Genomic DNA, 13,490 nt, shown 5'->3' on the forward strand with positions numbered 1-13,490 from the left:
GCCGTCCCCGGACCGGATAAGTCAACAGGATGGTTATCTCCGAAGGTCCCGACTTGGCGGGATGAAAGTCCTGCCCCCCCGGAGACTGTGGCACTTATGCGCTTCAGTCCCGTTGACAGGCCGGTTCCAGCCGCTGGAAGCTAAGTGCACTAATGCGGTTTAGCTGTTGTTGAGCGGTGTTGTCGTGCGAGGGAGTGTGCGGAAATGGACAGCGGAATTACGGTCACGTCGGTCACCACACCGGCCCTCTTCAGCGGCCCGCCGGAAACCCCGTCGCAGGTCATCCGGGTGCGCATCCGCAGGGCGCGCCCGGCCGGACCGCTGCACGTGTCCGTGCACGGGGCCGAAATCACCACCGCGCACCCGCGCATCGTGCGCGCCGACACCGCCGAGGCCTACGCGGGCACGGACGCCCGCGAAGCGCTCGGGGACCGGGCCGAAGTCCCCGAATCCACCGTCGAGGTCGCCGTCAGCACCGGCGCCGCCGCCCCCGGGACCGTCCTGCCCGCCACCGTCCGCGTCACCACCCCCGACGGCCGCCCGCTCGCGGAGCGCGCCTTCGACCTCGTCGTCGCCGAGCCCGGCTGGACCGTCCGCCTCGTACCGCACTTCCACTACGACCCCATGTGGTGGAACACCCAGGCCGCCTACACCTCCCTCTGGGACGCGCCCCCGAAGCCCGGCGAGGCCGAACGCGGCTGGGAGTACACCGGCGTTCCCGCCTTCACCCTCGTCCCGCTCCACCTCCAGCAGGCCCGCGACGACCCCGCGTACCGCTTCGTGCTCTCCGAGGTCGACTACCTCAAGCCCTACTGGGACACCCACCCCGCCGAGCGCGAAGAGCTGCGCGCCCTGATCGCCGAAGGCCGCGTGGAGATCGTCGGCGGCACCTACAACGAGCCCTCCACCAACCTCACCTCCGCGGAGACCACCATCCGCAGTGCCGTCCACGGCCTCGCCCTGCACCGCGGCACCCTCGGCGCCGACCCGCGCACCGCCTGGCAGCTCGACGTCTTCGGCCACGACCCGTCCTTCCCCGCCCTGATGGCCGGCGCCGGCCTCGACTCCGCCGTCCTCGCCCGCGGCCCCCACCACCAGTGGGGCCCGATGATGGACACCTGGGGCGACGAGCTGCGCCCGCCCGCCGCCATGCAACTGCCCGCCGAGTACGAGTGGATCGCGCCCGGTGACGGCGGGCAGGGCCTGCTGCTGCACTACCTGCCCGCGCACTACTCCGCCGGCTGGTTCTCCGACCGGGCCCCCGACGCCGAGGCCGCCGCAGAGCAGCTGCTGGACCTGTACGAGCTACTGCGCACCGCCGCCGCCACGAAGAACGTGCTGATCCCGATGGGCACCGACTTCTCCTGGCCGCACCGCTGGGGCCTGGACGTCCAGCACGCCTGGAACCGCCGCTACTGCTGGCCCCGCATGGAACACAGCGGCCCGCGCGCCCACTTCGACGCCGTCCGCGCCGAGTTCGCGGAGCGCGGCGAGCGGCCGCTGCCGGTCACCCGGGAGATGGGCCCCGTCTACACCGGCAAGGACGTCACCTACAGCGACGTGAAACAGGCCCACCGGGCCGCCGAGAACCTCCTCGAACAGGCCGAGACCTTCGCCGCCCTCGCCTGCGCCGAAGGACTGACCGACTATCCGGCGCAGACCCTGTCCAAGGCCTGGCGCCACCTGCTGCACGCGGCCCACCACGACGCCGTCACCGGGACCTTCTCCGACCAGGTCTACCTCGACCTGCTCCCCACCTGGCGCGAGGCCCACGACCTGGCCGCCCAGGTACGGGAGGAGGCGCTGCGCGCGCTGACCGCCGGGGCCGACACCCGGGGCCCCGGCCCGCTCGCCGTCACCGTCCACAACCCGGTGTCCTGGACCCGCACCGACCTGGTCCGTACCCGCGTCGAGCTCGCGGTACTGGGCCTCGCGGACGCCGCCGCCGACCGGATCACCGTCATCGACGACGCGGGCCGCGGCGCGTGCGTCCATGTCGAGGCCGCCGCGGACGGGTTCGCCGAGCTGGCCTTCCTCGCCGCGGACGTGCCCTCGCTCGGCCACCGCACCTGGTGGCTCGCCGCCTCCGAGCTCCAGGTCTCCGGCGGCTGGGAGCCCGCGCCGGGCCACGCGGTCCAGAACGACTTCCTGCGCGCCGAGGCCAACCCCGCACGCGGCGGCGGCCTCGCCCGGCTGCTGGACCGGCGCACCGGCCAGGAGCTGCTCATCGCGGGGGAGGTGGACGAGCTGGTCGTGCAGGAGGAGTACGACAGGCATCCCTACTTCGAGGAGGGCCCCTGGCACCTGCTGCCCAAGGGGCCGGGCACCGGGTCGGGCGCCGCGCCCGCCGAGTCCTGCCGCGTGGAGCGCGGGCCGCTGGGGTCGCGCATCGTGGCCACCGGGCGGACCGGGCCCGTCCGCTGGACCCGGACCACCACCCTGTGGGACGGCCTGGACCGGGCGGAACTCACCACCACGGTCCACGCGTTCGAAGGCTCCGACCAGCTGCTGCGGCTGCGGATCCCGGCCGACGTGCCCGGCGCGCTGCCGGTCGCCGAGACGGCCGCCGCCGTGGTGGGGCGCGGGTTCGCCTTCCCCGAGGCGGATGCCGGGGCCGATCACACGCGGGCTCCGTGGACCCTGGACAGCCCCTGCCTGAACTGGTTCGCGCTGTCGGCGCCGATGACCGGTCCGGGCGGACGGGCACTGGGCGCGGCCGAGATCGTGCTCCCGGACTCGGGCACCGCGCAGGGCCTGCGGGAGCTGGTCACCGCCCTCGGCCGGTACGGGGTCACCGCGATCCCGACCCGGCCCGGCGGGCCGCGCTGGGGGGACCTGGCGGTGGACAGCAGTCTGCCCGACTTCCGCATCGCACTCGGCGGCCCCGGCGAGAACGCCTTCACGGCGGCCCTGCTGGAGTCGGCGGCTCCCGCGTACGCGAAGGCGGTACGGGAACACGCGCGGGTCTGGATCCCGGCCCGCGCCGGGCTCCGCTCGCTGTGGACCCCGGGCTGCGACCTGACCGGGATCCGGGACCTGCCGGTGCTGGTCCTGACCGGGCCGGCGGCGGAACTGGCGGACGCCGTCGCGGAGTCGGGCCGGCTCGAAGCGCGGGATCCGGCCGCCGAGGGGGGCGCGCACGAGGAGACGTACGGGCACGGGGAGGCGTACCCGGACGAGGAGCCGTACCCGCACGAGGAGCCGTACGCGGACCGCACGGTCGGGATCCTGGTCCGAGGTACCCCCAGCTTCGCCGTCGACACCGCCGGGCGGCTGCACAGCACCCTGATGCGGTCCTGCACCGGCCGCCCGAGCGGCGAGTGGATGGACCCCCCGCGGCGCACCGCCCCGGACGGCAGCTCCTTCCAGCTCCAGCACTGGACCCACGTCTTCGAACACGCGCTGGTCGCGGGCTCCGGGGACTGGCGGTCGCTGGACCTGGTGCGCCGGGGGCGGGAGTTCAACAAGCCGCTGACCGCCGTCACGGCCGCGCCCGGCGAGGGCCCCCGGCCGCCCGCGCGTTCGCTGCTCGGAGTGGAGCCGGCCGACCGGGTGCTGATCGAGACGGTCAAACGGGCCGAGGGCTCCGCGGACCTCGCCGTCCGGCTGCGGGAGACGCACGGCCGCCCGGCGACGGCCGGGACGCTGTGGCCGACGGACCCGGCCGCCGAGGCCGATCTGCTGGACCGCCCGCTCGGCTTCTTCGAGGGCCGGATCCGGGGCGCGGCCACGACCACCCTGCTGCTGCTCGCGGAATCGGGCGTGCCGCTGCGCGAGGGCGAACGGGAAGCGCACCAGCCGGTCTTCAGCCGGTACTGGCTGCACAACACCGGGACCGCTCCGCTCGGCGACGCCCCGTACACGGTGACCTGTGACGGGATCGCCTCCGACGCCACCGTCACCCTCGCCGCCCACGGGGCCGGGGCGGGCGGCCCGGCGGCCCTGGAGGTCCGGGCCCCGGAGGGCTGGAAGACCTCCTGGACCCGGCGCCGGACCGAGCTGCCGCCCGGCGGGCACGTGTCGCTGCCGCTGGCCGTGGAGCCCCCGTCGGACGCCGAACCGGGCGAGCACCTGGTCCGGATCCTCGCCGACACCCCGGCGGGCGAATTCGAGGACGTGCTGACCGTCACCGTCCCCGGAGCCCCCGACGGCCCGGCCGGGCTGTGGGTTCAGGCGCCGGAACCCGCCGTCACCGTCGCTCCCGGCGCACGTGCCCGCGTACGGGTGCGCATCGGGTCCACCGGCATCCGGTCCACCCTGAGGGGGCAGGCGTACGCCGTCTCCCCGTACGGCAGCTGGCAGCTGACGGCCCCCGCCGTGCAGCCGGTCGAGGTACCGGCCGACGGCGGTGCCGAGGTCGTCATCGAGGTGCGGCCGCCGCTCAGGACCCCTCCGGGGGAGTACTGGGTGGCGGTCAAGGCGGTCTGCCAGGGCAGGATCGCGTACGGTCCGGCCATTGCCGTCCACGTCAGCGAGGGATGAGACAGGCCATGGCCCGCAGACCCACCATCAAGGACATCGCCCGCCAGGCCGGGGTGTCGGAGAGCGCGGTCTCCTTCGCGCTCAACGACCGGCCGGGAGTCTCCAAGGACACCCGTGCCCGGATCCGCCGGGTCGCCGAGGAACTGGGCTGGCAGCCCAACAGCGCGGCCCGCGCCCTGTCCGGCGAACGCTCCGGGGCCGTCGGACTGGTCCTCGCCCGGCCCGCGCACACCCTCGGCGTCGAATCCTTCTTCCTCCAGCTGGTCTCCGGCATCCAGGAGGTCCTGGCCGCCGGCCGCATCGCCCTCCTCTTCCAGGTCGTCGATGACCTGGACGCCGAATGCGCCGTCTACCGCCGCTGGTGGGCCGAGCGGCGCGTGGACGGGGTCATCGTCGTGGACCCCAGGACCGACGACCCGCGCCCGGCCCTCCTCGAGCAGCTCGCGCTGCCCGCCGTCACGGTCGGGGAGACCAGCCCGCCCTCCACCCTGTCCGCGGTGTGGGCGGACGACGCCGGGACCATGGCGCAGGTGCTGGACCACCTGTACGGACTCGGCCACCGCCGGATCGCGCACGTCGCCGGAATGCCCGGACTCGCCCACACGGATCGCCGCATCCGCTCGCTGCAGGCCGAGGCGCTGCGGCTGGGGCTCGGCCCCGGCCAGGTGCGCTCGGTGGCCACCGACTACTCCGACGCCGAGGGCGCGGCGGCCACCCGGCGGATCCTCGCCGAGCCGCAGCCGCCGACCGCGATCGTCTACGACAACGACGTGATGGCGGTGGCGGGCGCCGCCGTCGCGGCCGAGCTGGGCATCGCCGTGCCCGGCCTGCTCTCCATCGTGGCCTGGGACGACTCCGCGCTCTGCCGGGTCACCCACCCCCGGCTCACCGCCCTCGTCCGGGACACCGCGGGCTTCGGACGGCTCGCCGCCGAAGAACTCCTCGCCGTCCTGGCCGGGAGCCCGCCGAGGTCCCGCGAGAGCGAGCGGCCCCGGCTGGAGCCCCGGGAGAGTACGGCTCCGCCGCCGGCCGCATACTGAATTTCGACCCCTTCCTGGAGCGCCCCCGTGACCACTCCCACTCCCACCTCCGCATTTCCCGCCCCCCGGGCCGGTGTGCCGGGCGACTCCGGCCTGACGGTCGCGATCGACATCGGCGGTACGAAGATCGCCGGCGCGCTGGTGCACTCCGACGGCACGATGACGGCCACCACCCGCCGCCCGACCCCGCGCGGCCCGGACGGGGACGCCGTCTTCGCGGCCGTCGCGGAGGTGGTCGCGGAGCTCGCGGCCGGCCCGCTGTGGTCCTCGGTGGTGCGCTGCGGAATCGGCAGCGCGGGCCCGGTGGATTCCGCGCGGGGCACGGTCAGCCCGGTGAACATCGGTGCCTGGCGGGACTTCCCGGTCCAGGCCCGGGTGGAGGCGCGGCTCGAGGAGCTCGGGGCCCGGATCCCGACGGTGCTGGTCGGTGACGGGGTGGCGATGACCGCGGCCGAGCACTGGCTCGGCGCGGCCAGGGGGCACGCCAACGCGCTCTGCATGGTGGTCTCCACCGGGGTCGGCGGTGGACTCGTCCTGAACAACCGGCTCCACCCCGGCCCCACCGGCAACGCGGGTCACATCGGCCACATCAGCGTCGCCTTCGACGGGGAGCCCTGCGCGTGCGGGGGCGTCGGCTGCGTGGAGTCCATCGCCTCCGGCACCGCCATCGCCCGCTGGGCCCTGGCCCAGGGCTGGATCCCGGCCGGGGACCCCACCGCGGCGGGCGTGGCCGCGGCGGCGGAGGCGGGCGACCCGGTCGCCCTGGCGGCCTTCGACCGCGCCGGCCGGGCGCTGGCCGCGGCCATCGCGGCCACCGCCACCCTCGTGGAGACCGACATCGCGGTCGTCGGAGGCGGCGTCGCGGCCTCGGGGGACACCCTCTTCACGCCGATCCGCACGCACCTGGCCTCGTACGCGACCCTGTCGTTCGTCAAGGGGCTCCAGGTCGTCCCGGCGACCTTGGGCACGCACGCGGGCCTGATCGGCGCGGCCGCGGCGGCCACGATGCTGCTGCCCTCGGCCTGAGGCCCGCGAGGCCTTTGAGGCCGGCGGGGCCCTTGAGTCCGGCTAGGGCTTGACGGAGCGGTAGTACCGGGCGGCGCCCACGTGCAGCTCCAGAGGATCGGTGTAGATCGCCGTCCGCAGGTCCACCAGCTGCGCCGCGTGCACCTCGTGCCCGATCCTGTCCCGGCTCGCGATCACGGTGCGGGTGAACTGCTCCGTCAGCTCGGCGCCCATGTCGTCCCGGGTCACCAGCAGGTTCGGCACCGCCACCGTGGCCACGGCCGAGGTGTTGCGGGCCCGCGCGTACGCATCCTGCGCCATCACCGCCGCCCGGTAGTAGCGCGCCGGGGTGCCACTGGCCTGGAGCGCCTCCACCAGGTCGCCCAGCTGCACGAGCCGGATGTCGAAGCGTTCCGACAGCTCGCGCACGGCGTTGGTCGGCAGCCCGCCGGACCAGAAGAAGGCGTCGATCCGGCCTGCCTGCAGCTCCGCCGGCATCGTGTCGATGCCGATGGACACCGGGGTGATGTCACGGGCCGGGTCCAGCTTCGCGGCTTTGAGCATCCGCTCCGAGATCAGCCGCACCCCCGAGCCGTCCTGGCCCACGGCGACCCGCTTGCCGCGCAGGTCCTTGGCCGACTGCACCGGCGAACCGGCGGGCACCACCAGCTGCACGTAGTCGTCGTAGAGGCGGGCCAGACCGCGCAGCCGCTGGGCGCCCGGCTTCCCGTCGAGGCGGTACTTGGACACCGCGTCGGCCGTCGCCACCGTGAAGTCCGCCTCGCCCGCGGCCACCCGCTGCAGGTTCTGCTGGGATCCCTCGCTGGTCCGCAGCCGGACGCGGACCCCGGGCATGCTCGTGGCCAGCTCCTGCTCCAGGAGCTGGCCGTAGCGGTGGTAGACCCCGGTCTGGACGCCCGTGCTGAAGGTCAGGTCCCCCTTCAGCTCCGGCGCCCCGAAGGGCCGCAGCCACCAGACGAGGGCACAGAGCACGGCGAGCACGGCCACCAGGGCCCGCAGGGCATGGCGCCTGCTGATCCGGGGCGGTACGAGAGGCATGGCCGCGATCCTGCCACCGCCCCGCCGTCCTGTCACTGCGGGGCGGCCGCGGACACCCGGCCGAGTGCCGCCGGGAAGACCCTTACCCTTGTTCCATGACCAGCAGCAGTGACCGGAGCCCGGGTGTGGACGTTCCCAAGAGCTACGAGGTGCGCACCTACGGGTGCCAGATGAACGTGCACGACTCCGAGCGGCTGTCCGGTCTGCTGGAGGACGCCGGGTACGTCCGGGCGCCCGAGGGGTCGGACGGGGACGCCGACGTCGTGGTGTTCAACACCTGCGCCGTCCGCGAGAACGCCGACAACAAGCTCTACGGCAACCTCGGCCGGCTCGCCCCCATGAAGACCAAGCGCCCCGGCATGCAGATCGCCGTCGGCGGCTGTCTCGCGCAGAAGGACCGCGACACGATCGTGTCCCGCGCCCCCTGGGTCGACGTGGTCTTCGGCACGCACAACATCGGCAAGCTGCCCGTGCTGCTGGAGCGCGCCCGCATCCAGGAAGAGGCGCAGGTCGAGATCGCCGAGTCGCTGGAGGCCTTCCCCTCCACACTCCCGACCCGGCGCGAGTCCGCTTACGCGGCCTGGGTCTCGATCTCCGTCGGCTGCAACAACACCTGCACCTTCTGCATCGTTCCGGCCCTGCGCGGCAAGGAGGAGGACCGCCGTCCCGGCGACATCCTCGCCGAGGTCGAGGCCCTGGTCGCCGAGGGCGTCTCCGAGATCACTCTGCTCGGCCAGAACGTCAACGCCTACGGCTCCGACCTGGGCGACCGCGAGGCCTTCTCCAAGCTGCTGCGCGCCTGCGGGCAGATCGAGGGCCTGGAGCGGGTCCGCTTCACCTCCCCGCACCCGCGCGACTTCACGGACGACGTGATCGCGGCGATGGCCGAGACCCCCAACGTCATGCCGCAGCTGCACATGCCCATGCAGTCCGGATCGGACACGATCCTGAAGGCGATGCGCCGCTCGTACCGCCAGGAGCGCTTCCTCGGCATCATCGAGAAGGTCCGCGCCGCGATCCCGCACGCGGCGATCTCCACCGACATCATCGTGGGCTTCCCCGGCGAGACCGAGGAGGACTTCCAGCAGACGATGCACGCCGTGCGCGAGGCCCGCTTCGCCAACGCCTTCACCTTCCAGTACTCCAAGCGCCCCGGCACCCCGGCCGCGGACATGGAGGGGCAGATCCCCAAGGAAGTCGTCCAGGAGCGGTACATGCGCCTGGTCGCCCTCCAGGAGGAGATCTCCTGGGACGAGAACAAGAAGCAGGTCGGCCGCACGCTGGAGGTCATGGTCGCCGAGGGCGAGGGCCGCAAGGACGGCGCCACGCACCGGCTCTCCGGGCGCGCCCCCGACAACCGCCTCGTGCACTTCACCAAGCCGGACCAGGAGGTCCGACCGGGTGACGTGGTGACCGTGGAGATCACGTACGCGGCCCCGCACCACCTGCTGGCCGAGGGCCCGACCCGGTCGGTACGCCGTACGCGTTCGGGCGACGCCTGGGAGAAGCGCAACGCCGCTCCGGCCGAGCCCAAGGGAGTCCTGCTCGGCATTCCGACCCTGGGCGTCCCGGCTCCGCTGCCGGTGGCCGCCTCGGGCTGCTCGGTTCCCTCCTGATCCGCGTCCCCTCCTGATCCGCAGCCCTTCGGGGGCGCCGCCCGGCCGGCTGCGGCTACGCTGCGGATCATGCTCGTAGCCGCCGCCGTCTGCCCCGCCCCGCCGCTGCTCGTGCCCGAGCTCGCCGCGGGGGCCGCCGCCGAACTCGGCGATGCCCGTACCGCGTGTTCGGACGCGCTGTCGGTGCTCGCCGCCTCCCGGCCCGATCTGCTCGTGGTCGTCGGAGCCGCCGACCGGGACCACCAGGGCACCTACCCCCAGGGCTCCCGCGGCACCTTCCGCGGGTTCGGGGTCGAAACCGACGTACAGCTGGGCGAGGGCGAGGAAGGCCCGCGCCTGCTGCCCGCGCCGCTCGCCGTCGGTGCCTGGCTGCTCGGCCGGGCGGGCTGGGGCGCCGCGCCCGTGGAGGGGTTCGGGGTCGCCGGGCCGCTGGACACCGCGCAGTGCCTGGCCGCCGGCCGGGAGCTCGCCGCGCGGGACGTCCGGGTCGCGCTGCTCGTGATGGGTGACGGCAGCGCCTGCCGCACCCTCAAGGCCCCCGGCTACCTCGACGAGCGGGCCGCCGCCTTCGACACCGAGGCCGCCCGCGCGCTGGGCGCCGCCGACGTGGCCGCGCTCGCCGCGATCGACGCCGGGCTCGCCACCGAGCTCCAGGCCGCCGGCCGGGCTCCCTGGCAGGTGCTCGCGGGCGCTGCCGAGGGCGCCGGTCTCGAAGGGCGGCTGCTGTACGAGGACGCGCCCTACGGGGTCGGATACTTCGTCGCCGCCTGGTCCTAGCGGGCGGGCCCGGAGCGGGCAGCGGCCCGGAACACGACGAAGGGGCACGGCACCACGCCCGGTGGTGCCGTGCCCCTTTCCGGGACCGCGTCAGGAAGCGGCCGGCGGTGTCGGCCCGCCGGGGTTGTCCTTGTGCGCGATCTTGCCCAGGGCGTCCTTCGCCTTGTCCGTGCCGCTAGAGATCTGGCCGCTGTACTTGCCCTTGGTCTTCGAGTCCACGGCCTTTGCCATCTTCTCCAGATTCTGGGTGATCTTTCCCTCGTGCTGCTGCGCGAGGTCGCCGACCTTCTCCTTCGCGGGCGCGAGCTTGGCCTTCAAATCGTCCAGCAGGCCCATGGGTCACCTTCCGTTGGCGATCGCTACGTACGGGCACCCTCACCGGCGGCCTCGCTGTCCGCGGCGACCTCGGCCGACTGCTGCTTGGGGATCTCGACGGCTTCCACCGTCTCGGTCCCCTCGGCCGCAGCCGGCTCGGTCACGGCCTCTTCGGCCGTCGCGGACTCCACCGTCAGATCCTCGGCAGCGACCTCTTCGGTCACTGCCTGGCTCTTGCGGCCGAGAAGCCGGTCCAAAATGCCCATGTCTACTCCTATAACGTTACTCGTGTGAGTGAAGTTCCGCCGTGGACGGACCGGCCTGCGCCGGTCACGGGCCGGGCGTACGACAGGCGCACGCCGGGCCGGAACCCCGCCAAGGCAACGACCCCGACCGGGCCGCGTCACGTAGCTCGATCGGGTACATGGCGGCGTCTTGACCGGGGACTGAGAGACTGGGGCGGTGAGGAAAGCAGCCCCCGCCCCGCGGGTCATCGCCGTCGTAGGACCCACAGCGGCCGGAAAGTCCGATCTGGGCGTGGCCCTGGCCCGTCATTTCGACGGCGAAGTCGTCAACGCCGACTCGATGCAGCTGTATCGGGGGATGGACATCGGCACCGCCAAACTGACGACGCAGGAGCGCGGCGGAGTGCCGCACCACCTCCTGGACATCTGGGATGTCACCGAGACGGCGAGCGTGGCCGAATACCAGCGCCTGGCCCGCGCCGAGATCGACAAGCTGCTCGCGCAGGGACGCACCCCCGTCCTCGTCGGCGGCTCCGGTCTGTACGTGCGCGGCGCGCTCGACGCCATGGAGTTCCCCGGCACCGACCCCGAGGTCCGGGCCCGGCTGGAAGCGGAGGTCACCCTGCGCGGCCCCGGTGCCCTGCACGCCCGGCTCGCCGCCGCCGACCCGGCCGCCGCGCAGGCGATCCTGCCCAGCAACGGCCGCCGCATCGTGCGCGCGCTGGAGGTCATCGAGATCACCGGACGGCCGTTCACCGCCAATCTCCCTGGTCACGACTCCGTCTACGACACGGTCCAGATCGGCGTGGACGTGGCCCGGCCCGAGCTCGACGAGCGGATCGCGCTGCGCGTCGACCGGATGTGGGAGGCCGGGCTGGTGGACGAGGTCCGCGCGCTGGAGGCCGCCGGGCTGCGCGACGGAATCACCGCCTCCAGGGCTCTGGGCTACCAGCAGGTGCTGTCCGCGCTCGCCGGTGACTGCACCGAGGACGAGGCGCGGGCGGAGACGGTACGGGCGACCAAGCGGTTCGCCCGCAGGCAGGACTCCTGGTTCCGCCGCGACCCGAGGGTGCACTGGCTCAGCGGGGCCGCCGCGGACCGCGGAGAACTGGCCGGAATCGCGCAGTCGTTGGTCGAACGAGCGGTCACAGCCTGATCACGTGATGGCATCGGGAAGCCCCGCTCGCCCGTCCGGGGCCCGGTGGCGTGCCATCATCAAACTTCCGGCGGTGCCGTCACCGGCGGTGAAAGACAGCGTACGAAGTCCGAGTGGGGAGGGCGCGTGGCGATGGAGGCCGGCCCTCGCGACACCGGTCGGGACGACACCCGACGGGAACCGGACCCGATCCTTCAGGGTGCGCTCGCCGAGGCCGAGGCCGACGCGCTCGCACGGGCCGAGGGGTTCGGTGATGCCGACGAGCTCGACGCGGTCGACGACCTGGCCGTGATCGACGGCCCTGCCGCGTCCGACGGGCTCGTCGCGGACCACGGGCTCACCGCGGCCGACGGGCTCGGCCTGCCGGCGGAGCCCACGCGGTTGACCCCCGACGGCCCGGACGCTCCGGACACCGCCGAGGCGGAGGCCGCCGCGGCGCCCGAGTTCGAGGTGGAACTGCGTCCGCAGCGCCGGCTCAGGCTGTGGCAGATCGCCCCCATCGTCATCCTGGCCGCGTCCGGATCCCTGATGTTCGCCTTCCCCCTCGCCTTCGAGTTCGGCGACGGCGGAGCGGTCGTCGCCATGCTCGGGTTCCTTCTCATGAGCTGCGCGGGCGGCTGGGGCATGATGGCCGCGCGCCGCGTGGGCTACGCCCTGCCGGGGCTTCCGGCCCGCGGCTCGGGGCTGCGCCCCGACTGGCGGGTGGCCCTGCTGTACGCGCTGGTCGCGCTGGCCGTCGTAGCGCTGGCGGTGTACCGGGTGGCCCGGCTGCGGTAGTCGCGGGCTCGGTACGATGGGCCGGTGACCCAGACCAGCCCCGCCTCCTCGCTCTCCTCCCTGCCGTTCCTCAAGGGCCACGGCACCGAGAACGACTTCGTGATCGTCCCGGACCCGGACAACGCCATCGAGCTGCCCGCGTCCGCCGTGGCGCGGCTGTGCGACCGGCGCGCCGGGATCGGCGCGGACGGCGTACTGCACGTCGTGCGCTCCGCCGCGCACCCCGAGGCCGCGCACATGGCCGGCGAGGCCGAATGGTTCATGGACTACCGTAACAGCGACGGCTCCATCGCCGAGATGTGCGGCAACGGCGTCCGCGTCTTCGCCCGCTACCTCCAGCACGCCGGACACGTGGCCCCCGGCGACCTGGCCGTCGCCACCCGGGGCGGGGTCAAGCAGGTGCACCTCGACAAGACCGGCGACGTGACCGTCTCCATGGGCCGCGCCGAACTGCCCGAGGGGGAGGTCACCGTCTCCGTGGGCGAGCGCTCCTGGCCGGCGCGCAACGTCAACATGGGGAACCCGCACGCGGTGGCGTTCGTTGACAGCCTGGATGATGCCGGGAATCTGCTGGACCCGCCCCCGTACAGCCCGGCGTCCGCCTATCCGACGGGTGTCAATGTCGAGTTCGTCGTCGACCGCGGCCCCCGGCACGTCGCCATGCGCGTCCACGAGCGCGGTTCCGGCGAGACCCGCTCCTGCGGCACCGGCGCTTGCGCGGTCGCCGTGGCCGCCATCCGCCGCGACGGCGCGGACCCGGCCGTCACCGGCACGCCCGCCACATACACCGTCGATCTGCCGGGCGGCACGCTGGTCATCACCGAGCACCCCGACGGCCGCATCGAGATGGCCGGACCGGCCGTCATCGTGGCTGCGGGGGAGTTCGATCCGGCCTGGCTCACCGAAACGTCTTTCGCCTGAAGCTTCCCTCTAATGGGTGATCCGTTTCACGCTGAGCGAGAGGTGGACTGCGCCACGTGGTGGGGTCGGTAGCATCAGGCACCGGCCCTGAGGGCTC

General features: G+C 73.7%; 11 protein-coding genes. 8 read left to right on the forward strand and 3 right to left on the reverse strand.

Translation table 11 applies throughout. From position 1 onward, the window contains the following. The first annotated feature begins 204 nt into the window (after nucleotides 1–204). The 3 genes from AC3IYJ_RS29880 (at nucleotide 205) to AC3IYJ_RS29890 (ending at nucleotide 6,548) form a co-directional block, all read left to right on the forward strand. Complete coding sequence (locus AC3IYJ_RS29880) at nucleotides 205–4,482, forward strand: glycoside hydrolase family 38 N-terminal domain-containing protein (protein ID WP_489397622.1); 4,278 nt, start codon at nucleotides 205–207, stop codon at nucleotides 4,480–4,482. A gap of 8 nt (nucleotides 4,483–4,490) precedes the next feature. Next, complete coding sequence (locus AC3IYJ_RS29885) at nucleotides 4,491–5,522, forward strand: LacI family DNA-binding transcriptional regulator (RefSeq protein WP_489397623.1); 1,032 nt, start codon at nucleotides 4,491–4,493, stop codon at nucleotides 5,520–5,522. A gap of 75 nt (nucleotides 5,523–5,597) precedes the next feature. Beyond that, the gene (locus tag AC3IYJ_RS29890) at nucleotides 5,598–6,548 is read left to right on the forward strand and encodes an ROK family protein (RefSeq protein WP_489402967.1); all 951 of its coding nucleotides are present in this window, start codon (nucleotides 5,598–5,600) and stop codon (nucleotides 6,546–6,548) included. 42 nt (nucleotides 6,549–6,590) lie between these two features. On the opposite strand, the gene AC3IYJ_RS29895 is transcribed toward AC3IYJ_RS29890, so the two are convergent. After that, nucleotides 6,591–7,586, reverse strand: coding sequence for a TAXI family TRAP transporter solute-binding subunit (locus tag AC3IYJ_RS29895; protein WP_489397624.1), 996 nt, complete (start codon nucleotides 7,584–7,586; stop codon nucleotides 6,591–6,593). A 95-nt stretch (nucleotides 7,587–7,681) separates the two neighbouring features. On the opposite strand from AC3IYJ_RS29895, the gene miaB reads away from it, so the two are divergent. Together miaB and AC3IYJ_RS29905 are read left to right on the forward strand one after the other, a co-directional pair. Next, nucleotides 7,682–9,202 carry a tRNA (N6-isopentenyl adenosine(37)-C2)-methylthiotransferase MiaB gene (gene miaB, locus AC3IYJ_RS29900; RefSeq protein WP_489397625.1) on the forward strand — a complete coding sequence of 507 codons (1,521 nt, stop codon included), beginning with the start codon at nucleotides 7,682–7,684 and terminating at the stop codon, nucleotides 9,200–9,202. A 69-nt stretch (nucleotides 9,203–9,271) separates the two neighbouring features. Beyond that, on the forward strand, nucleotides 9,272–9,979 hold the full coding sequence (locus tag AC3IYJ_RS29905) for a class III extradiol dioxygenase subunit B-like domain-containing protein (protein ID WP_489397626.1): 708 nt from the start codon (nucleotides 9,272–9,274) through the stop codon (nucleotides 9,977–9,979). A gap of 90 nt (nucleotides 9,980–10,069) precedes the next feature. Here AC3IYJ_RS29905 and AC3IYJ_RS29910 read toward each other — a convergent pair whose 3' ends face one another. Further along, entirely contained in the window at nucleotides 10,070–10,315 is a 246-nt protein-coding gene (locus AC3IYJ_RS29910; RefSeq protein WP_489397627.1) for an antitoxin, read from the reverse strand. Between the two features lie 23 nt (nucleotides 10,316–10,338). Then, nucleotides 10,339–10,560 carry a gliding motility protein gene (locus AC3IYJ_RS29915; RefSeq protein ID WP_489397628.1) on the reverse strand — a complete coding sequence of 74 codons (222 nt, stop codon included), beginning with the start codon at nucleotides 10,558–10,560 and terminating at the stop codon, nucleotides 10,339–10,341. A 196-nt stretch (nucleotides 10,561–10,756) separates the two neighbouring features. Here AC3IYJ_RS29915 and miaA point away from each other — a divergent pair, with 196 nt between their 5' ends. The 3 genes from miaA to dapF all read left to right on the forward strand — a co-directional run bounded on the left by miaA (nucleotide 10,757) and on the right by dapF (nucleotide 13,393). Continuing rightward, a complete protein-coding gene (gene miaA / locus AC3IYJ_RS29920) occupies nucleotides 10,757–11,695 on the forward strand; it encodes a tRNA (adenosine(37)-N6)-dimethylallyltransferase MiaA (RefSeq protein WP_489397629.1) in 939 nt (312 codons plus the stop codon). Between the two features lie 132 nt (nucleotides 11,696–11,827). Beyond that, nucleotides 11,828–12,472, forward strand: a complete 645-nt coding sequence (locus AC3IYJ_RS29925; protein WP_489397630.1) for a hypothetical protein — start codon at nucleotides 11,828–11,830, stop codon at nucleotides 12,470–12,472. Between the two features lie 24 nt (nucleotides 12,473–12,496). Further along, nucleotides 12,497–13,393 (forward strand): diaminopimelate epimerase, encoded by an 897-nt coding sequence (dapF, locus tag AC3IYJ_RS29930; RefSeq protein WP_489397631.1) that lies wholly within the window; start codon nucleotides 12,497–12,499, stop codon nucleotides 13,391–13,393. Nucleotides 13,394–13,490: the final 97 nt, after the last annotated feature.

The organism is Streptomyces sp. GL_140, assembly GCF_057834465.1.

Bases quoted from the DNA above. Each gene is read 5' to 3' on its own strand.
- AC3IYJ_RS29880 (WP_489397622.1), top strand. From the start codon at position 205: ATGGACAGCGGAATTACGGTCACGTCGGTCACCACACCGGCCCTCTTC.
- AC3IYJ_RS29885 (WP_489397623.1), top strand. From the start codon at position 4,491: ATGGCCCGCAGACCCACCATCAAGGACATCGCCCGCCAGGCCGGGGTG.
- AC3IYJ_RS29895 (WP_489397624.1), bottom strand. From the start codon at position 7,586: ATGCCTCTCGTACCGCCCCGGATCAGCAGGCGCCATGCCCTGCGGGCC.
- miaB (WP_489397625.1), top strand. From the start codon at position 7,682: ATGACCAGCAGCAGTGACCGGAGCCCGGGTGTGGACGTTCCCAAGAGC.
- AC3IYJ_RS29905 (WP_489397626.1), top strand. From the start codon at position 9,272: ATGCTCGTAGCCGCCGCCGTCTGCCCCGCCCCGCCGCTGCTCGTGCCC.
- AC3IYJ_RS29910 (WP_489397627.1), bottom strand. From the start codon at position 10,315: ATGGGCCTGCTGGACGATTTGAAGGCCAAGCTCGCGCCCGCGAAGGAG.
- AC3IYJ_RS29915 (WP_489397628.1), bottom strand. From the start codon at position 10,560: ATGGGCATTTTGGACCGGCTTCTCGGCCGCAAGAGCCAGGCAGTGACC.
- AC3IYJ_RS29925 (WP_489397630.1), top strand. From the start codon at position 11,828: ATGGAGGCCGGCCCTCGCGACACCGGTCGGGACGACACCCGACGGGAA.